16 protein-coding genes are annotated in these 19487 nt (G+C 47.0%); 10 read left to right on the top strand and 6 right to left on the bottom strand.

The window, feature by feature from the left end; all coding sequences use genetic code 11:
- The first annotated feature begins 67 nt into the window (after window positions 1-67).
- Complete coding sequence (locus B9N89_RS06600; protein ID WP_132316893.1) at window positions 68-841, top strand: OmpA family protein; 774 nt, start codon at window positions 68-70, stop codon at window positions 839-841.
- A 49-nt stretch (window positions 842-890) separates the two neighbouring features.
- On the opposite strand, the gene B9N89_RS06595 is transcribed toward B9N89_RS06600, so the two are convergent.
- Window positions 891-1796: a hypothetical protein gene (locus tag B9N89_RS06595; protein WP_132316895.1), complete on the bottom strand. Its 906-nt coding sequence runs from the start codon at window positions 1794-1796 to the stop codon at window positions 891-893.
- 307 nt (window positions 1797-2103) lie between these two features.
- On the opposite strand from B9N89_RS06595, the gene B9N89_RS06590 reads away from it, so the two are divergent.
- Window positions 2104-2874 carry a hypothetical protein gene (locus B9N89_RS06590; RefSeq protein WP_132316897.1) on the top strand — a complete coding sequence of 257 codons (771 nt, stop codon included), beginning with the start codon at window positions 2104-2106 and terminating at the stop codon, window positions 2872-2874.
- A gap of 21 nt (window positions 2875-2895) precedes the next feature.
- Here B9N89_RS06590 and B9N89_RS06585 read toward each other — a convergent pair whose 3' ends face one another.
- A complete protein-coding gene (locus B9N89_RS06585; RefSeq protein WP_132316899.1) occupies window positions 2896-4158 on the bottom strand; it encodes an acetyl-CoA hydrolase/transferase family protein in 1263 nt (420 codons plus the stop codon).
- Between the two features lie 272 nt (window positions 4159-4430).
- On the opposite strand from B9N89_RS06585, the gene cls reads away from it, so the two are divergent.
- Complete coding sequence (gene cls / locus B9N89_RS06580) at window positions 4431-5786, top strand: cardiolipin synthase (protein ID WP_132316901.1); 1356 nt, start codon at window positions 4431-4433, stop codon at window positions 5784-5786.
- 223 nt (window positions 5787-6009) lie between these two features.
- On the opposite strand, the gene B9N89_RS06575 is transcribed toward cls, so the two are convergent.
- Window positions 6010-6372, bottom strand: coding sequence for an HPF/RaiA family ribosome-associated protein (locus tag B9N89_RS06575; protein ID WP_159455193.1), 363 nt, complete (start codon window positions 6370-6372; stop codon window positions 6010-6012).
- 306 nt (window positions 6373-6678) lie between these two features.
- On the opposite strand from B9N89_RS06575, the gene B9N89_RS06570 reads away from it, so the two are divergent.
- The 5 genes from B9N89_RS06570 to B9N89_RS06550 all read left to right on the top strand — a co-directional run bounded on the left by B9N89_RS06570 (window position 6679) and on the right by B9N89_RS06550 (window position 12828).
- A complete protein-coding gene (locus B9N89_RS06570; RefSeq protein ID WP_132316905.1) occupies window positions 6679-8706 on the top strand; it encodes a sensor histidine kinase in 2028 nt (675 codons plus the stop codon).
- Window positions 8707-8833: 127 nt separating this feature from the next.
- Window positions 8834-9412 carry a peroxiredoxin gene (locus B9N89_RS06565; RefSeq protein WP_132316907.1) on the top strand — a complete coding sequence of 193 codons (579 nt, stop codon included), beginning with the start codon at window positions 8834-8836 and terminating at the stop codon, window positions 9410-9412.
- 317 nt (window positions 9413-9729) lie between these two features.
- A complete protein-coding gene (gene pruA / locus B9N89_RS06560) occupies window positions 9730-11358 on the top strand; it encodes an L-glutamate gamma-semialdehyde dehydrogenase (RefSeq protein ID WP_132316909.1) in 1629 nt (542 codons plus the stop codon).
- 41 nt (window positions 11359-11399) lie between these two features.
- The gene (locus B9N89_RS06555; protein WP_132316911.1) at window positions 11400-12302 is read left to right on the top strand and encodes an N-acetylmuramoyl-L-alanine amidase-like domain-containing protein; all 903 of its coding nucleotides are present in this window, start codon (window positions 11400-11402) and stop codon (window positions 12300-12302) included.
- Window positions 12303-12432: 130 nt separating this feature from the next.
- The gene (locus B9N89_RS06550; protein ID WP_132316913.1) at window positions 12433-12828 is read left to right on the top strand and encodes a response regulator; all 396 of its coding nucleotides are present in this window, start codon (window positions 12433-12435) and stop codon (window positions 12826-12828) included.
- A gap of 106 nt (window positions 12829-12934) precedes the next feature.
- Here the strand turns inward: B9N89_RS06550 and B9N89_RS06545 are convergent, their stop codons facing one another.
- The 3 genes from B9N89_RS06545 to B9N89_RS06535 all read right to left on the bottom strand — a co-directional run bounded on the left by B9N89_RS06545 (window position 12935) and on the right by B9N89_RS06535 (window position 15948).
- Window positions 12935-14638, bottom strand: a complete 1704-nt coding sequence (locus B9N89_RS06545) for a 3'-5' exonuclease (protein ID WP_132316915.1) — start codon at window positions 14636-14638, stop codon at window positions 12935-12937.
- A 242-nt stretch (window positions 14639-14880) separates the two neighbouring features.
- Window positions 14881-15441: an elongation factor P hydroxylase gene (locus tag B9N89_RS06540; RefSeq protein WP_132316917.1), complete on the bottom strand. Its 561-nt coding sequence runs from the start codon at window positions 15439-15441 to the stop codon at window positions 14881-14883.
- A gap of 111 nt (window positions 15442-15552) precedes the next feature.
- Complete coding sequence (locus tag B9N89_RS06535) at window positions 15553-15948, bottom strand: hypothetical protein (RefSeq protein ID WP_132316919.1); 396 nt, start codon at window positions 15946-15948, stop codon at window positions 15553-15555.
- A 71-nt stretch (window positions 15949-16019) separates the two neighbouring features.
- Here B9N89_RS06535 and B9N89_RS06530 point away from each other — a divergent pair, with 71 nt between their 5' ends.
- The gene (locus B9N89_RS06530; RefSeq protein ID WP_132316921.1) at window positions 16020-17225 is read left to right on the top strand and encodes a hypothetical protein; all 1206 of its coding nucleotides are present in this window, start codon (window positions 16020-16022) and stop codon (window positions 17223-17225) included.
- A 373-nt stretch (window positions 17226-17598) separates the two neighbouring features.
- Window positions 17599-19428 (top strand): sensor histidine kinase, encoded by a 1830-nt coding sequence (locus tag B9N89_RS06525; RefSeq protein ID WP_132316923.1) that lies wholly within the window; start codon window positions 17599-17601, stop codon window positions 19426-19428.
- Window positions 19429-19487 lie beyond the last annotated feature (59 nt).

The following is a 19487-nucleotide window of genomic DNA, read 5'->3' as shown; positions in this document are numbered from 1 at the left end:
AAGTTATCGATTAACGGTCGCAACTGATTGCGGCCGAGGAATTTTTTTAATCACAAAGGAGTATGTGATGATCTTGCCAAGAGTTTTGAGTTTAACATCAGCCGCAATTCTAGTTTCATGTTCGACCGTTCCCGATGACGCTCCCCAGGAGTACCATCAGGCCCATGCATCCCTAGAGAAAATGGATGAAAAGGATGTCGATGACATGCTTCCACAAACTGCCGAACGCGCCGAGAAAAAGTTTGAAAAAGCACTCAACATGCTAGAGAAGGCACGGGACGAGGACGACCGAAGCATCACTGAGTACGCAGCTATCGGTCAGGCTAATGACGCTCGCAACACCGCTGACAATGCTATAAGACTTCACGATCAAATCAAGACCGCGGACAAAAGCGAAATGGCATTTCGCAACACCCTGGCTCAGCTTAACCAAGACCCCACAGATATCAACGTTGCTGTGGTAGGCCCAGAAAGCCCGTTCGCTAAACTCAAGGGTAGCGAAGTGGTTTCGACAGTAGCATATTTTGATACAGCCAGTGCTACCGACCCAGTGGTTAATCGAGACGAGATGGATGCCCTCGTTCAGATTCTCAGCAAGGACAAGAACTTTAGAGTGATCCTCAAAGGACACGCCGACCCCCGCGGAGAAAATCAATTCAATAGGAAGCTTGCAATGAATCGGGCTCAGCTGGTTGCAAACAAGCTGCGCGATAAGGGAATCGGGTCCGATCAGATGGTGGTAGAAAGTGTCGGTGAAAGCAGCGCCAGAACTTCGGCTAAAGCTAGCTCGAACCACCTGCAACTGGATCGACGAGTTCAAGCAACTCTCATTCTCCAGTAATAATGAGGCTTTAAGAGCTAGAAAAAAGGGCTGCGACTGCGGCCCTTTTTTAGTGTTGAAGCAAACGATCGATTTGAGCCATCATCGGCTCGCTTAACTTATGGCGGTAACCTAGGGACGCTAGTACATAATGCGCTACATTTTCCGCAAACCACTCATGAGAACTACTGTAGGAATAGGCCGATGGGAATGAGCCGTTAGCGACTGTACCTTGAAATGGATCTAAAAACTGCTTTGCGTAAATATGAGTTCGATGATCGAGTCGCCAGCCACCATGATCATTGGCAAATTGAGAAAAGCTCGCAGTTTGAAACAAAGAGAACAATAGGCCATGACCTAGTTCGTGAGCGATAAGCTCAACTAGCTCCTGGTAGCTTAGATCACTCAAATCAGTTCGTATAACGATGGCATCAATCGGCTCTAAGTAGAGACCAAGGGCCTGCGGCCGCGACAACTCCTTAAAGGCGAACATATACCGAACCCGAGAGAGCTTATCCTTTATTTTCAAACCTATTGGTGACGAGAAGATCTCGATGGCAGCCTTTAGGAAGCGCGGATCAAAGTCACCCTGATTCACAATTGCATAGATGCCCGAGAGATCAAATAACTTCTTTTGCATGTCTGCTATTTTGGAATCATCTGATAAACCATAACTTGGGAAGCTCCTCACATGAGAAATATTTTCATTAAAACGAAGAGGCTGGTGGTCCAAGAAGTTTTCAAGTCCATCCCCATCCATATCAGGATCCCCTGGGAATACTAAACTCCCAAAGTTTCGGTTCCAGCGCCAGTCAAGCTCGCCATCGCCATCCATATCCTGATGTTCCACGATGGAGCAGGCTTGTGACATGGGAAAGTCACGATGGATTGGAAAATACAGGCATGGCTTTGGCGCGCCGATGAGCGCCGTGCTAAGCAAGGTCCATACAAAGCTTAAGAATCTGTATTTATTCAATATTTTTCCTAATTTATGAGGGCTCCCAGCTTTTATTGTAGGGTTTTACTTAAGGGATTTCAAATGGCAATTGTTGCCGAGTGATCACGGATTTAAACCCATGCGCTTAAAATCCGTGATATTGAATTTCTGTCTAATAGATGGCCGATACCACGACAAGCGCTTGTATAAAATTTTCCTCCTTGCTCCCTGCCGGCACTTGACCAATCCCTCGACAAGTCAAAAACTAGTAATATCTGTTAGTTATAGATGGTCTAAACCTTGCTCCCTGATAGGTGTAGGAGTGACTGACACAGGAGCCAATGCATTGAATTCATACCTATCTTTTTGGACTGTACTTGTTGTTTTAGGACTCGGCGCTTGCAATAGCAACGATAGCCGAGGCCCACTCGTCGAGGCCGAAGTGCAAACGGTAACACCACCATCTGATCCTGATGCTGATGCGAATCTTGGTACCGACCTCCCTCCTGAAGAGGGAACTCCTGCCCCCGTCGATACTCCTGAACCTGAAGTAAGCTTCTCCCTCGAAGCATTTTTCTCCATATCTAAATATCAAAATGATGACCTTCCCTATAACCAGAGCACCGTAGACTGCCCAAAGGAAGATGTCGGTCGTCTTACAGTGTCAGCACTCTACCCCACCAGGTTGTGGCAATGTATGGGCTCCCCGGAAACTGGTTTCGCCTGGGAAGCTAAGCTAAATTATAAAGAAGACTACCTCGATGATATCGGACTTGAAACCCCCACCTATTACCCGCCTAAATCTTTTGGGTTTATGATTGGCGATCAAATCTATACAGGCTGGTATTTCCCATACAGTGGTGTTGTGGAAGGACTCGAAGTTTTAGCCCTCGATATATTCGTCAGTCGCGAAACTACTAGCGAGCGGATTGATATGTATCTAAATAGTGTGTTTTTCACCTTCAATCTGGATCAAGAACAAATTCTTCAAGACGAAACAAAACTTAGCGAGATTTCTATCTCCAGCAACTTTGATAGCGATACTCTAAGCATCGCTGTTCGTCATAACGATATGACCATCATCACATTCGATGATGCGATCCAAGCCCTCAAATAGGGCTCATAGATTGTCCAAACCTCATATATAACCTGCTTTACGACATGATTCAAGCAGCTCAGCTCGCACATCGGGATGAGCTAAGTCGATCAAGGCTAGGGCTCGCTCCCGAACCGTCATACCTTTTAGCTGAGCAACCCCAAATTCTGTGACCACAGTATCGATGTCGTTGCGGGAGATGCTGACTTTGGCACCTGGTTGAAGTTCGAAAACGATCTTTGACTGACCATTCTTGGCTCGCGCATGCATAGCAATGATGCCTCTACCTTCTGGCGATCGTTGTGCTCCGATATGGGTTTCACTAGCTCCACCAACACCACTTAGCTCACGATGCCCGACAGACTCTGAGCAGACCTGCCCCGTAATATCAATTTCAACAGCCGTGTTTATCGACATCATCTTATGATTCTTGCCAAGCCTATAAGGGTCGTTAACGACAGATGCCGGATGTAGCTCGACAAGAGGATTTTTATCGATAAAGTCATAGAGTTTCCGACTACCGTAGGCAAAGCTCCCGACCAGCTTACCTGGCCAGCGAGTTTTTTTGCGGCCCGTCACAACCCCATCACAATAGAGATCCATCATGGTGTCGTTGATCATTTCAGTATGAATGCCAAGATCTTGCTTGTCTGCCAGGGCCTTGCCAATCGCGTTAGGAATCGAACCAATGCCAAGCTGAAGGGTAGCTCCATCAGGAATGAGGGCCGCAATATGCCGGGCAATTTTCTCGTCGGTCTCAGTGATGGACGCTCTCTGAACTTCTGGTAGCTCCTGATGAGACTCGACCAGATAGTCGACATCCTCTAGACGAACGGTTGTGCTGCCATAGGTCATGGGAATATGAGGGTTCACTTCAAGTACCACATGCTTGGCTCTTGCTATCACTTCGGACTCATAACAACAAGATGGCCCTAGACTGACAAAGCCTCGATCATCAGGCAAACTACAGCTGCCCCAGAAAAGATCAATACCGCGCTTGGTGAGATGTCCTGCCCACTGAGAGAGGTGATGAGGGAAGTACTGCACACGCTTGCCGGACAACTTCCGTACGGCAGAGGTTAAAAACATGACAACTACCTGAAGTTGATCGAAGCCTTCATCTTGAAAACAACCGTAGGCCCGACTCGGGTTGGCACAATAGAGAGTTTTACCATCGCCAATAAGTTCGGAATGCTCCGATAGGAAGCTGTAAAACTGTTGCGGTTCAGCAGCAGCCATCCCTGTGACGATCCGATTACTTTCGGCAATTAGTGACTTAAGGGACGCAATGTCAACTTGTTTCATAACTCGATCTCCACTCTAGGGTGTCGGATTTCGTATTTAGCTTTTATAGCAAGGGCTAGATTCGATTCTATGCTCTCGTTTCAGCTTCTAAGCAATTCGCATTCCAGCAAAAGAATCAAAATTTTGCACCAAATGAAACCACTTGGACAAGACTAAAAGAGTGAAATCCTACCTTTTGTACCAAGCACCGCGGACCCTGCGGGATATGTCTTTGTCCTAGCCTCCTTATCTGCTAGCCTTAGAGCGTCGACTACGGAGAGAGTACCTACGCCATGATTGATATATTCCAACCTGTTGATGCTGTCATCTATTCTGTGCTAATCGGATGTGTCTATGCGCTAGCAATTCGAAATGTCTGGGCCATCGTATCGAGTGAGATGAACCCTTCGGCTGCCGCCACCTGGATTCTGATCAATATCTCATTCCCTTTCTTAGGGGTTCCCCTATATTTTTTCTTAGGTCAAAGTAAGCTAAGACTTTATAGCAAGCGACGACGAAAACGCCTTAAAGGCCGTAATCACGATTACCCCCCCCTCACAAGTTATAACAAGATTCATCTTTTAACCTCGGGGCAAGGTACATTCGACGAGATTTTTGCCGAGATCGAGAATGCTAAAGACTACATCCTGATTCAATACTATATCTTTCGAACGGATCGACTGGGTCTTAAGTTTATCGACTTGCTTATCAAGAAAGCTCAGCAAGGTGTGAAGGTCTTCTTCCTTTATGACAACTTGGGATCTTTGGGTCTTACTGGGACCCACACCCGCAATATGAAGCAGAACGGTATTTATGTTGCAAGGTTTCTACCACTTAGGATTCGATTTAACTTTCAAATCAATTTCCGTAATCACCGCAAGATCATTGTTATCGATGGTCACAAAGCATTCATGGGAGGTATGAATGTCGGTGTTGAGTACCTTGGTATCGAAAAGCACTGGCGAGATACCCAGCTCAAAATCGAGGGGCCTGGTTGTGCCCAGTTCAGCCAAACATTCGCGGACGACTGGTCTTTCGCTGCATCACCTAAATATCGAGAACCACTGGACACGGCCCTCGACCATAGGAGTGAACATATTCCTCAAGGCCCTTGTGCGACCAAAGTTTACTCATTTGGCCCAGGGGATGACTTGGATTACGGGCTCTACTTATTTATGAATTTAATTCAAAATGCCAAGGAGAGTATCTACATTGCAACCCCTTACCTAATTCCAGATTTGGTTCTCGAACGTTGCCTAGAACTTGCCATCATAAAAGATATCAAGGTGGTCATCATCGTACCAGAGCGCACAGATTCTATTGTGGTTCAGATCATAAATAATCACTATGTTCGTAGACTTTGTCATCGAGGCGCACAGATTTACCTGTATCAAGCTGGGTTTATGCATCAGAAAGTCGTCTTGGTCGATCAGGAGAAAGCATTGGTTGGCTCTAGCAATTTCGACAACCGTTCCATCTACCTCAACTTTGAAACCAGTGTTCTTGTAGAGAACGAATCATTTAGCCTTGAAGTCTATGAAATGCTAATGAACGATATTTCACGTTCCGAGCAGCTAGAAGTCAATAAGATAAGATTTGTCGAGCGCCACCTTGGGAATATCCTACGCATCGCATCTCCCCTTTTCTAGTGCTTAGTCACATTGAATCCTTGGCGTTGTTGTCTTCGTCTCTCAATCGTCGCTGTACGGGAGTACTATCTCCTCATTCATTCCTCGACGCCTAGCCGAGAATCCAATGTGACTAAGCACTAGGCAATCACAGAGCAGTGAAAGGCTTTCAGGGTGAAGCTTTTTTCTATAAGAAACAATATAAACAAAAAGGGAGGCTTAGCCTCCCTTCGCATGTTCTTTTTTAAGCAGTTTCAAGAGCAGCTTCTTCTTGTTCTTCGAAGAACTCCAATTCTCGGTACTTGTCTTTGAATCTACCTTTCAAGCGTTTATCCTTGCGACGCCTCAGGTATTTATCCAGTTGATTCGCAAGTTTGTTGATGGCCACATACATGTCTTGTGCAGCTGCATGAAGGGCAATTTCATCTCCTTTCTTGTCTTTCAACCGGAGCTTAACAATCTGGTCCTCTTTGTTGACCAGGAAGGTGAGATTACCACCGGTAGGTCCTTGGGTGAGTCGATCGATCTTGGCTCCTAGCTTCTTCTGTGCAAAGTCCTCAATGGCTTCAGTTCGGTCCATGTGAAGAAAGGCAGTTTTGAGTACCATATGGAGTTCCTCCATTCTGAGTGAACGATCGGGAATCTCTTCCCTATTCTTAAAGTAACACTCGATTGGTAAGAATCAAGTGAGTCACTTTTAAAAAATTTAGCCAACGCTCGATAAGAGCAAGTTAAGTGCCAATATGATAATATCTAATAATCACTCATGAAATTCTTAAGAACTCTTTTTGTTGGATTATTTGCCTCAAGGAATCTTGAGGAATCCCCACAACTAAGCATGATTTACCCAGATCACTTTCGGTAAGAATCCGATCTCTAGCTGCCTGAAAAAGTCGAAGTCAAGGGTGGTTCTTTGAATCTTCTAAGTATCCTATTTTTGATATCGCTCAACAGCTTACCCCTATACGCTAGCATAGGATTCCAGGCTAATCAGGGCATGGTTAATATTGCCCCCAGCGAAATCTACCAGTTTGATGTTGTAACGATTCGTGGCTCTTGGCAGTACATGGGCGATTTGGTGGAAAGCGATGATATGGACCAAATCCGTCCCTTCCAACGAAAATTCGCGCCAGTTCCTAAAGTATGGGACGACGATGATCAGCGTTTTGCGAGCTACAGGCTCATCGTCCACCTACTCCATGATCCTGACCCTAGTATTCCCCTTGCGATTTCTATGTCTGCAATTCCATCTGCGTATCGACTATATGTCAACGGTGAACTTAAGGCGCAAAAAGGAATTGTGGGTCGGACCTCCCAGGAAGAGACTCCAAGCCTAGGCGACCTTCATTTCAGTTTAATACCTGGAACCCAGATTCTCGATATTGTTTTACAGGTCTCAAGTTTCCATCACCATATCGGTGGCGTCACCTCACCCCTCATCATTTCAAAGGAGAAAAGCTTTCAACAGAATAAAAATAGGGAGTTTGCACTGTCTATGTTGCTGGCAGGCTGTGCCATGATCCTTGGTTTGTATCATATGGGCCTTTTTTTCGTAGGCTATAACAACCCTAGCATCGTTAGGCTTTTTTTAATTGCTATGGCCATTACTTTGCGCCCCTTTATTGACGAGGACTATAGTATTCTGCCACTGTTTTTCGAAACGATTCCGTGGCGACCCTATCACATACTCAAGGTCTTGGTATTTGGCTCCATTGTACCTTTAGCTGTCGACCTGATTCGCTGTATGCGCCCAAAAACATTTCCCCTAGCATTTCAATATATCATCCTGTTTGCCTTTGGTACTGCTGTTCTTGCAACCCTAAGTGCACCGCACCCTGTTCACACCCGCGTGTTTGAATGGCTCCTTATATTCTATCTTTTGGTTGTCATTACCATTGGCATTCACAGCGCTTGGTTCGACCTTCGCTTTGTGAGGGGAAACCCAATGCAGTACCTAACACTAGCCGGCCTGGTCGCTGCAACATTTATTGACTACACAAGTTTCTCTCGCCAATTTATCGATATGGGGAGAATGGATCTTGTTTGGAGTTCCACTATTTTGACAGCTGTTTTAGCCATCGACAGCCTTCAACTGGCTAGTCGTTTGTCTCATATGTCGAGCTTTGCAACCGCTCAAGAAAAAGAGATCATGCGCCTCAACCAGCAGCACAAAGAGCATATTAAACTCTTGGACCGGCAAATCGATGATGCCGGGCATCGCCTTATCCAGCAGGAGAAGCTCGCAGCTATAGGCCACCTAGCAGCTGGAATCGCTTTCGAGTTGAATAACCCCATGGCTATTATTCAAGGCTATAGCCAAAACTTAAGCAAGGCAGCAGACCAAGGGCGCCTCACACCCAACCTACTCGATCGATCACGAATCGGCATCACCAGCGCCTTGGATCGGATGAAACGGGTCATCGACAGCTTAAAAAATGTTTCTGAGAGTACAGGCAACCCTCAACTGCAACCATGCTCACTCCTTGAAATCATCCATAGCGTCCTGATTCTAACCAAAGCACGTTTTAATAAGGATGGCATTAACCTGAAGCTAAGCAACGAACTCCCGGACAGCGATGATCTGGTTGTGGCCAGCAGCGCACAAGTTTGTCAAATTGTCATTAACCTACTGAACAATGCCTTTGAAGCTTTGCATCGAGTTCCCGCACAAACTCATCGAGAAGTTATGATCATCGTGTGGCGCGATCAGTTGGGAGCTACCTGCCTCGCAGTAAACGACAACGGCCCTGGAGTGGAGCCTGACCTTCGGCATCGCATATTTGATGCCTTTTACACTACCAAAGATGTTGGTGAAGGGACTGGGCTAGGATTGTCCACATCCCAGTCTTTGGCTCAGCAAAATGGTGCGACTTTGGAGCTTGTCAACCTGCGTCACCCAACAAGTTTCGTACTGACTTTAACCCAAGCATCCAGCTCTTGAACGGGCTTGTTGTAAAAGGTTCCCGCCTTTCTGTATCACCTTGACAAGACCTAGGACATGTGATTCGATCAACCTCTATTAACTAGTGCGAATAACGCTGCGTTTTTGACCCCGAAAGGAGAATATCATGGGAGTTCTTGTTAACAAACCTGCTCCAGATTTCACAGCTAAAGCCGTTGTCAATAAAGAGTTCAAAGAGATCAGTCTTTCTGACTACCGAGGAAAGAACGTTCTTCTCTTCTTTTACCCACTGGATTTCACCTTCGTTTGCCCAACTGAGTTGCATGCTTTCCAAGAGAAGCTAGAAGACTTCCGTTCTAAGAACACTGAGGTTCTCGCAGTATCTATCGATAGCGAGTTCAGCCACCTAGCATGGCTCAATACTCCTAAAGAAGATGGTGGGATCGAAGGAGTTACATACCCTGTGATTTCAGATATCCATAAGACCATTTCAAGGGATTTCGATGTACTTCACGAAGACGGAGTTGCACTTCGCGGTGCGTTCCTCATCGACTCTCAGGGGCTTGTACGGCAGCAAACCATCAATGATCTGCCTCTTGGCCGTAACATTGACGAATTTCTCCGCCTCGTAGATGCCCTTGCATTCCACGAAGAGCACGGCGAAGTTTGCCCCGCGAACTGGGAAGAAGGCCAAAAAGGAATGACTACTGATTCCGCAGGCCTCAAGTCCTACTTCGGCAGCTAACCCTGTAGATGCGAGAAAGCCACCACAGGCTTTTTCAACCCAGTCCTTGCTGGACTGGGTTTTTTTCTTCCTTTTCTCAAAAACCGTCGACTCGCACAAACTCATCCCTACACATACTTCAAGCACAGTTTCATACTCTTGCTCGCTTCGAGACAGTCAGAAGCTTAGGCCTTTGTCTCTCCTCCAACCCACTGTGCAAGGCTGCTATTTTAGCATAGTTACGTTTATCTTCAGGGGACTATGTAGCTTGCCTTTTCAGGACTGATGCCTATTATGGTAGGCCTGAACATCAAATCTGTTTAAAGAGGGTCCACTGTATGTCAAACGCAAGATCAATCACTCCCAAACCAAGCAATGAGCCGGTTTTAGCCTACAGCCCAGGCACTTCTGAGCGAGAGGCAGTGATCCAAGAACTGAAACGCCAAAAATCTGAAATCACCCAGATTCCGATGGTCATCGATGGTGACAAAATATTTACAGACACAAAAGATAAGGTGGTTTGCCCTCACGATCACCAGCAGGTGATCGCAGAGGTAAGCCAAGGAACCGCAGATCATGCTAAGTCTGCAATCGACGCAGCTCTGAAAGCTCGCAAGGAATGGGCCGCACTTCCCTGGGAAGCACGAGCAGCTGTCTTCTTAAAAGCTGCGGACCTTCTCGCAACCAAGTATCGAGCTGAGATGAATGCAGCGACGATGCTGGGCCAGTCGAAAACTGTTCACCAGGCGGAAATCGATGCTGCCTGTGAGCTGATCGACTTCTTCAGATTTAATGTTCATTACGCCGAGCAGATATATAGCGAACAACCTGGCTCTGCCTTTGGTATGTGGAATCGAAGCGAAATCCGAGGCCTTGAAGGCTTTGTCTACGCCATCACGCCGTTCAACTTTACGTCCATTGCGGTCAACCTGCCAGCAGCACCAGCCTTGATGGGATGTGCTGTGATCTGGAAGCCCGCCCCCACCAGCATGCACGGTGCTTATCTGGGGCTGCGCATTTTGGAAGAAGCGGGACTCCCCAAGGGTGTGATCAATATGATCTCTGGCGACCCGCAGGAGCTTAGCTCTGTGCTCTTGCCTCACCCTGAATTGTCGGGCATCCATTTTACCGGCTCCACTGCCACATTCAATCACCTCTGGCAAGAGGTTGGCAAGAACATCAACAACTACCGCTATTATCCCAGGATCGTCGGGGAGACTGGTGGCAAAGACTTTGTTTTTGCCCATAGTAGTGCCGATGCTCAGGAGCTTTGCACCGCTCTTGTTCGAGGAGCTTTCGAATTTCAAGGTCAAAAGTGTTCTGCAGCATCACGAGCCTATGTTCCCAAAAGCTTATGGTCGAAGCTTAAGCCTGCCCTTGTAGAAACTGTAAAATCAATAAAAATGGGCGATGTGGAAGATTTCCACAACTTCATGAGTGCCGTGATAGATAAGCGATCCTTCGACAAGATCGCCTCTTATATCGATCATGCGAAGCAGGCAAAGGACGCGGAAATTGTAGTGGGCGGTGAGTATGATGATTCTAAAGGGTATTTCATAAGACCAACGATTATCGAAGCATCCAACCCTCATTACAAATCAATGGTTGAAGAAATCTTTGGCCCCGTCCTCACAATCTACGTCTACGAAGATGAGGCATTTGAAGAAACTTTAGCCATCTGTGATAGCAGCACCAAGTATGCTCTAACAGGCGCTATCTTTGCAAAAGATCGTCATGTCATCGATCACATGGCTAAGACTCTTGTACATGCAGCTGGTAACTTTTATATTAATGATAAGCCCACCGGCGCGGTGGTGGGTCAGCAGCCTTTCGGCGGTGGTCGTGCTTCTGGCACCAATGACAAGGCGGGAAGTATGCTGAACCTTTTGCGCTGGGCTTCGTTCCGCACGGTTAAGGAAAACTTCCTTTCTATCACCGACTACCGCTACCCCTTCATGGGCCAATAGGAAATCCAGGGGGTGGCTCAACACCCCCTGAGAGACGTATCATGCTGTTAAAATCAGAGAAAGAAGCCCGGTTCTACAGTGCAAGTCTTTGCTTACTGATTCTAGCTCAGCTCGGTCTTGGCAATGACCCCATTCGTGCAAACACAGCTGGCATCGCCCTTGTTCAAGCCAGTGAGGCCTTCATAGGCGCACCCTACAGCTCTCACCAATCAGTTCTCCTAAGGCCACTGGACAAGGCGCCACAGTTCGACTGCCAAACCCTGGTTGAAGCGACATTAAGTCGCGTCATGAGCCGGGGCCAACAAGACTATTACCATCACCTTCACCAACTTCGTTATTTTAAAAAGCCTGAGACCGAGGCTTATCGCCGCCACTTTATGTCCAGCGACTGGCTGCCGAACCTATGGCAAAAGCAGGTTCTTATAGACGAAACAGCCAAATTGTTCCCGAAAGCAAAAACAATTTCGCGGCGGATTGATAAGGTGCAATGGTTTTTAAAGACTAAGGAAAAGCGCGACCATGAGGCATTTACAAAATCAGGCTTGCCTCAGACTCCCCAGGCAAGGCTAGCATTTATTCCAATTAGCGAGCTTTATCATGAAACCAGGGAAACCGTGGCGCTGTTCCCCGGTAGCAACGATCCGGTGAATTTGGTGAAAGCCAGAGCAAAGCTAAAACCCCTAGCAGCCAAGATTCCAACGGGTGCACTTTTAGTTTTTGTGAGTCGCAACCCCGACCGTTTTATCGAGAAGATTGGAAGTCCTCTTATCGTCGGCCACCTAGGAATCGCTGTTCGCAAAGACCAGAAACTTTTTCTCAGGCATGCTGATCTACCACGAGATACGGTGATTGATATCCCATTGGAAACTTTCTTAAGGTCCAACAGCCATAAATACCAAGGCATTCACATTTCTACCTATCAAGCCAACGCAAACAAGCTCTAAGCAGCTTTGCAGCCGACTCTGAGAACCTTATACCTAGCTTTTACCTTTGTCATCCCCCAGCTTTTTTGGGATAATGAACGGAGGTTTTTCGGAAAACTGAATTGGTAAGCCCTGTCCTGCGAGGTATGTGATGCAACTGAAAGCTCTTATTATCGACGACAACCCTGAAATTGTCGACCTAGTGAGAGAGGTTCTTGCAGCAAACAATTTTTCGGTGACCCCTGCATTGTCCGCAGAAGAGGGACTGCTTCGCTTAAAGCACGGTAAGATTCAAGTTGTGATTTCTGACATTCGGATGCCTGAAATGGATGGCTTCGAATTTGTTGCAGAAGTCAGACGGCTTGGGTATGCCTTACCGATCATTGGTCTCACAGGCTTGAGCGATCTCGGCAAGGATATCTTTGAATCTCAAGACGGTAAGCAACGAGCTTGGCCAGATCAGATGCTAGCCAAGCCTTTTACCTATGATGAGTTCTACCAGGCCTTTGAGAGTATTTCAGATCGCATCGACTACGCATCTGCCTAGGGACTGTTAGCCCTCAAGTATCGGCCTACAAGTTCCAGTTTTTTGTAGCTCCCACCTTGTCTGAGACATTTCCAGACAGTCCCGTATGATTCTGTTTATCACCTAGCTAGCTAGGAATCGCTGACGTGAGTAGCGATGGCAGCTCGTCCACTTGATAAACCCGCACGTCCTCGTGTCGACTGCCAAAGTAGGCCCACCAAAACATCCGATTGATTAACACGGCCTCTCCATATGGCAGGGCCTGAGTTTGCTTGCGACGTTTAAGAACCAAGCGCTTGATCTTCTTGTATAGCTTCACATTCAGCCGACTTTCTGTGAGTGCTTGCACCAAGTCTCCATGCAAAACCAATTCTTCATCAGGCACTCCAGCTGCCACGGTGTGCACATGCCAAGCGTCTCCTCGCGGGACTGCGATGATTCCCGAACAGGCATCGAGCTTATGAAGCTCCATCGGCACATCAATACTGTTAAGCTGATCCCGAAGAGACTCTGCTTTATTCGAGGCGAAAAAGCTGGGAAGTGCGGATAATACCCTATCCACAAGCCCTTCTCGCCGCCGGCGTCCTTCAAGAAAGTCTAGAAGCACACCACCCTCTTTAAGGCTTAATTTCAGACCTTTTTTGCTTATCTTTTGCTCGAAGATGTTCGAGAAATGATCCATAAGGATACTTACTTCCTTGCCCCCTCGAATCGGCCCCAGTGCAAAGACCACATCATGGCTTAGAGGTCCAGTTCCCACCCGATAGGAGTCATCCTCCTGCTTCACAAAGAGGAAATTCGCTGTTCTTTGATGCCAGTTGGCAGGATCGAACCGCAGATCGTTCTCTTTGAGGCCTTCAGCCTCTGCTAAAGCCGCAGCAAATGCAGTGGATGTTTCAGCAAAACGTACCTCAGTGCTCGCCAAAACCGACTTTAGAAGCTGTTTTGGGAGGGAGCTGAAGCGTTGCAGCTTTCGAACCTCTTTGGCGATGTTATGGGCAGAGGACAGAAAGGTGATCCGTCCTGCATAGTCATATAAATAGAAGATCCCAGTTGTTTCGGGTAGCCCTTTCAGCACTTCAGGATCAACCCCCCAGCCTAGTCGGGTTCCAGACTCGTAATCTCCTTGGAACCTAATGGCGTCGATAATGCGATCGATACCTTTTTCTACTAGTTTGTCTTGTAACTTCTTAAAAAGCTCTAAAGTAAGAAAGGCATCAGCCTTAGCCCGATGCAACTTGTCATCAGCCGGTAGATGAAAAAAGTCTGCCAGGCCTTTCAAAGATTTATCTGGTGCTTCAGAAACAAGCTTTTCCACCAGTAGGTGGGTACAAAGATAGTAGTTGCTAACCATCTCCCCAAGAACCTGCTGAGAAAAGTGACGGATAAACTTCATATCGCCAATGGTGTTGTGGCTCACAAGAACATCGTCACCAATAAACTCCACAAAACCCGGCATCACGTCTTCGATCAGTGGCGCGTCCTTCACCATTTTATTGGTGATTCCTGTCATGCGCCTGACAATGGGCGGGATAGGGACTTTTGGATTCACCATGCTACAAAAAGTATCGACAACCTTGCCATTATCATAGCGCAAGGCAAATATTTCGGTGATACCGTTACGCTCAGGGTTGCCTCCGGTGGTTTCAATATCAAACGCGATATAAGAGCCTTCCATGATCTTGGCATGGAGGTGGCGAGTCTTGCCTTTTAGGGTGACAGCTAGGTTATTTTTTTTCTTGGAGCGTCTTTGGTAGGGTCTTGAGCCAGATCGTTTTTTTCGTTTTTCTTGTCCATGATTCCTGCTAGTTTTGCCTGAGTTCGCATCCAAATCTATATCTGCCTTTTATTGCTCAAAGTATGCCACGATTTGTCTCAATCGCTTTCTTGGTGCCTTCAGCCGCCAGTCTCAGCTTTAGAAACAGCTCTTTCTATCAAAATTCGGAAAATTATTCACGGGTTTTGATTGTCAGAGTCTAGAAACAGTTGACATTCTAGCGTACTTTTTCCCAGAAGGCGCGGGTATTCCTGCTTTCCATGATACGAAAAAACACATTATGCCATTAAAACACACTACGAAGGCAAGATGTTTTCGTCTCGAACCCGCTGCCAATAAGCATTGAACCTTTCTGAGCTGGCAAAAGCCTTTTGAAGGCCCTGAGCGAATTGAGCAGCTCGTTTTGGTAGACCTCGATCGATGTAGCTCAGCGCTTGCCTCTGCACATCGCGACGAAACTGGGATGTGTCGTAGCTGCCTCCACCACTCAAATTATCAATACTGAGGTAGAAGTCCCGATCGACGCAGCTGGTAAAAATCCACTCAAGAGCTTGAGGCTTGATCTCAACGTTTTGAAAGGCCATTTGTTGCTCGGGAGATCGGCCATCAGGCTGGTACCAATAGCCGTAGTCTTCTTGTAAGCGACGTTCAGGCCCTGCTACACACCAATGAGCAATCTCATGAAAGGCACTGTTCCAGAACCCATGGGCGAAGACAATTTGGTGATGTTCCTGAGCGTTAGCCTTGGGAATGTAGATAGGCTCATGTCCACGATCGACCAGGGTGGTTTGATAAGAATCTTGAAATAGCTGATGAAAAACGGCTGTGATCTTATGTTTGATGTCTTGTTCGCTCACTTCGGCCTCATATTAAGGCGGCTAACCTAGCAAACGTGGATAAGACTTCAAGAAAAAAAGCAGAGTCTAACTTAGAAAGATTGGGGCCAGCTTACACCAACGGCCCCTTGCTCAAGGCCATAGCTGCCCATGACACAGGTAACAACTGGGGGTATCATCGGTGCCGTTGCCCTCTAAACTGGAGCCATGGCAATTGACACAGGTGGTGAGCGGAGTTTCCAAGTCTGGATGATGGCGATAAATGCCATTCACCACCGTGTGATCATCAGGTGCCGCTGATTCGAAAGGGTCTCCATCGCGCCAGCGACGGCCGTGGCATTGGTAGCAAGATGGTTCCCCTTGATCGCCACCTACCAGGTTTTCACCGTGGCAGTACTGGCAGTAACGCTCAGCCTTTTTCATGGGAACCGCATGAGCAATCCCTAGAAATCCGTAGCTATGAGCGCGAATCGAGCGCAGGCCTTCAGATTCCAGGCTACACCCGCTAAGGCTACCGAGAATCAACATTGCGAAGAGGATGGGATATACTAGTATAATGTTCGTGACCCCAGCAATTGATAAGCTAAGGGAAGTTTAGCATGAAGGTCTATCCATTTCCAAGTCGCTCGCTAGCCACTTTTCTGCTGATCATCAGCTGTTGGGTGGGACTAGCCGAAAGCCTGCGCGCAACGCCATTGCTCGCTCTTCGGGAAGCCGAGAATTGTGGTGGTTGTCATAATCCTGGCCGCTCCCAAAAGCCATTTCTCGATCGACGTTGCTCCCTAGATTGCCAAGGTTGCCACATCGATCCCGGAGGCGGTGGCGCTCGCAATCAATGGGGAGCCTATTATGCCAAGGATCAGTCGTCACTTGTTCACTTTTTAAAGCCCATCGATCCACTGCAAGATCAAAGCTTTATAGATTTTCACTACGATGGTCGGTTTATGTCATGGAGCAAAGACGGCGGAGAAAGCCACACCTTCCCTATGGGTCAAGAGTTTACTGTTCGATTGCGCCCTTTAATCCGCTATCTTCACCTTACCTATACCGCGCTATACTTGGGTCGCATTGAGGATAACCTATTCCGTGTGGTAAGCGAGGGCGATCGACGCTTTCGTGAAAAGTATTCTGTCATGGTCGATAATCTGCCTCTCGCCACCTATCTGCGCTATGCTCGGGGTGCGCCCATGTACGGAATCAAACGTCCCAATCATAGCTTATGGATTCGGCAGCGTATTGGACTCGATCAGTTTGCCACAACGGATTCCTTCGAGTTTGGCCTGACCCCTAACGTACCGTTCTTTCGCTATTCGATCATGGAAGGTGATCCCTACGAAATTGAAGCCAATCGCCAGAAAGGCACCAGCTATCACGGTGGGGTTCGAGGGGTTTCATTTGGTTGGCACCTCAATGGCAGCGGTTGGGAAACCGAATCGGACTATCACAAAATCAAGATGAAGGCTGCTGGTATCGGAGCTAACTTCTTTAAGACCATACTCTATGCAGAAAGGAACTGGCGTAAGGTTGATACCAAAACCGAAGCCCCGGCTGATACCACTCTATTTGTCCATCCTGGGTCTACCATCACTGAGTACACCATTGCCTTTGCCCAAATCAGAGGTGTGACCTTCGGTTTTGTGAAGGAAGAATACGAAGATGATACGATACAAAGTGAACGGGACAATCTTTTTGTCGACATTCATCCGATCCCAGGAATTCAAGTGGAGTTTTGGCAACGCTCGGAAAGCGGTGCGCGAAGCTTAAAAGATGTCTTGGGTATTTTGCACCTCTATTTTGATTGGTAAGACCAACTAACAATTTCTGAGCCCAAGGCAGATCCCTGATATAGCGAGGAAAGTGGCGATCCTATGATTAATCCTCAAAGCCAAGATTAACGATTATAGACAGCTTGGACGATCTATAGTACAGCAGTATCTTTTTGATTTCACTAAAGGGTGGAAGACCTTCAATCTGTGAAAGCCATATTGAGCCGAAACCATCTCGGCATGCTGTATACAACATTTTCATGGGTAATCTTAGTCTTCGGGAGCAGCTCTAGCTGGGCTATCACCTTGCCTACGGAGCAGACTCCTTACGCCATCAATCTATCTGAGCAAATGGAAGTATTGTTGGATCCAGATCGGGCTTGGGATGTACAAGACGTTTTAAAGAGAACAGTTGGATCCAGATCGGGCTTGGGATGTACAAGACGTTTTAAAGAGAACATTTGAGCCACCCCATGCTGGTCCCTACAAGCTTCGCCAAAGTAATTCTGCTATATGGCTTCGATTCCAATTAACGAACCCAATTGAAGTATCACAAACGCTGATTCTCAATTCATCTGCGGTGTTCAATGTTGAATTTCAGTTATTCAAGGTTGTTGGCGACAAAGCCGAACCTTCAGGTAAAGAGTTTAAGTTCCATCGCCCTGCAATTCGAATGACCATCCCGCCAGGGACATCGAACTATGTTGTTAAGCTCGTGAACTGGAATAATTTCTATGAATTAAATCTTCACACCATTGAGCTGCTGTGGAAGGAGGGGGTGCTATCGTTGGTGACCCTTGGCCTTGCCATCGGTATTCTCCTGGTAACCGTATATCTATCGAGCGGCATGTGGATCGGCTTACGACAAACCACCCTTAGCTACTATCTCATATATATCCATACCCTCATGGTCACGATATTTGCCAATTCAGGACTCATTCGCTACTTTTTCGAGGGCCCGGCTCTCACTTGGGGAACTTATAACTTGAGTGGCTTCATGGGTGCTGTCTCTATCATGTGCCTTGCTAAATTGCTGAGTCACCTGCTAAGGCTGAAACTCAACTTAAAATTCCTTTATTACCTGTGTGAGGCCTATACGGCCGTTTTTTTTGTGCTTGGAATCATATCGCTTTTCACGGCTAATCCTGGTTTAAACGAAGGCATCCGACTGGTTATTGCCAGCTTCATGATCATAGGTCTACTGCTATTTGTATTGCCATTCAGTCACCGGGTCAACGGCCACCGTCTTCTCACCATCGGTTGGCTGAGTATCATCGTGGGTACTGCTGGATACGTCCTCACGATTCAAAACATAATTCCCCGATACTGGTTTAGCACCAATTTAATACTTATCGGAAGTTGTATTCATGTTATCTGTTTTACTCTAGTGTTTCTCAAGCAACATAAAATTTTAAAGAAAGAGCACCAGCAGATAAAGGAAGATCTATTGATTCAATCGATGGAGTCCGAGAAAAAGGAAGCTTTGGTAAATTTAGAGAAGGAGCGGACGGCAGCCCTCACCTCTCTTGTTCATGTTTTTAGCCACGACTTACGCAACCCATTGACAACCGTTATGGGGTACTTAGATTTGCTGGTCCATGAAGAGAACAGCGTCCCCCCGAAGAAGCTGTTGCAGAAGATTCACCAATCAGCTCAGCGAATGGACCAAATTATCGATATGGTGAACAAACAAGAGGCCATTCGGCTCAACAAAAAGGAGCTAAAGCTGGAAGACATCGATCTCATGGAGTGTATTCAGGCAACCATGGATATTTTCGAAGGCAAGTTAAGAGCGAAAGGCCTTCGTTGGACTGTTCATGATGAGGAGCAGTTTAAGGATACTAAGGTTAGAGCAGATACAACAGCCCTTACCTATTGCGTGTTTTCTAATATCATCTCCAATGCGATTAAGTACTCAAGCTATGATGACTCCATTGACTGGTCTATCAAAGTGAACCAAGATCAGATCGAGATCGCCATCGCTGATTGCGGAGTGGGTATCCCTCCCGAAAAACTTGAGGCCATTCGAAGTTTTGATCAGCACATCCGATCTAACAAAGGTACCCTAGGAGAGGACGGCACGGGCTTTGGCTTGCAGCAAGTCCACCGCTTCGTCGGTCTTATGGAGGGGACTATGGCCATAGGCCCGAATCCCAATGGGGAGGACCCTAATTTATCTGGTACCGAAGTGAAGATTACACTTAAACTCAGTCCGCAGCAGTCTAAAGAAAAGGTTGCTTAAGGCTAAAAACCTCTTGCGTCTTCTTGCCCCTAGGCATTCAAATATATTCTAAGAGTAAG

Origin of the sequence: Pseudobacteriovorax antillogorgiicola (assembly GCF_900177345.1) — a bacterium.
Lineage (GTDB): Bacteria > Bdellovibrionota_B > Oligoflexia > Oligoflexales > Oligoflexaceae > Pseudobacteriovorax > Pseudobacteriovorax antillogorgiicola.
This window is presented reverse-complemented; position numbering and strand designations above follow the sequence as displayed.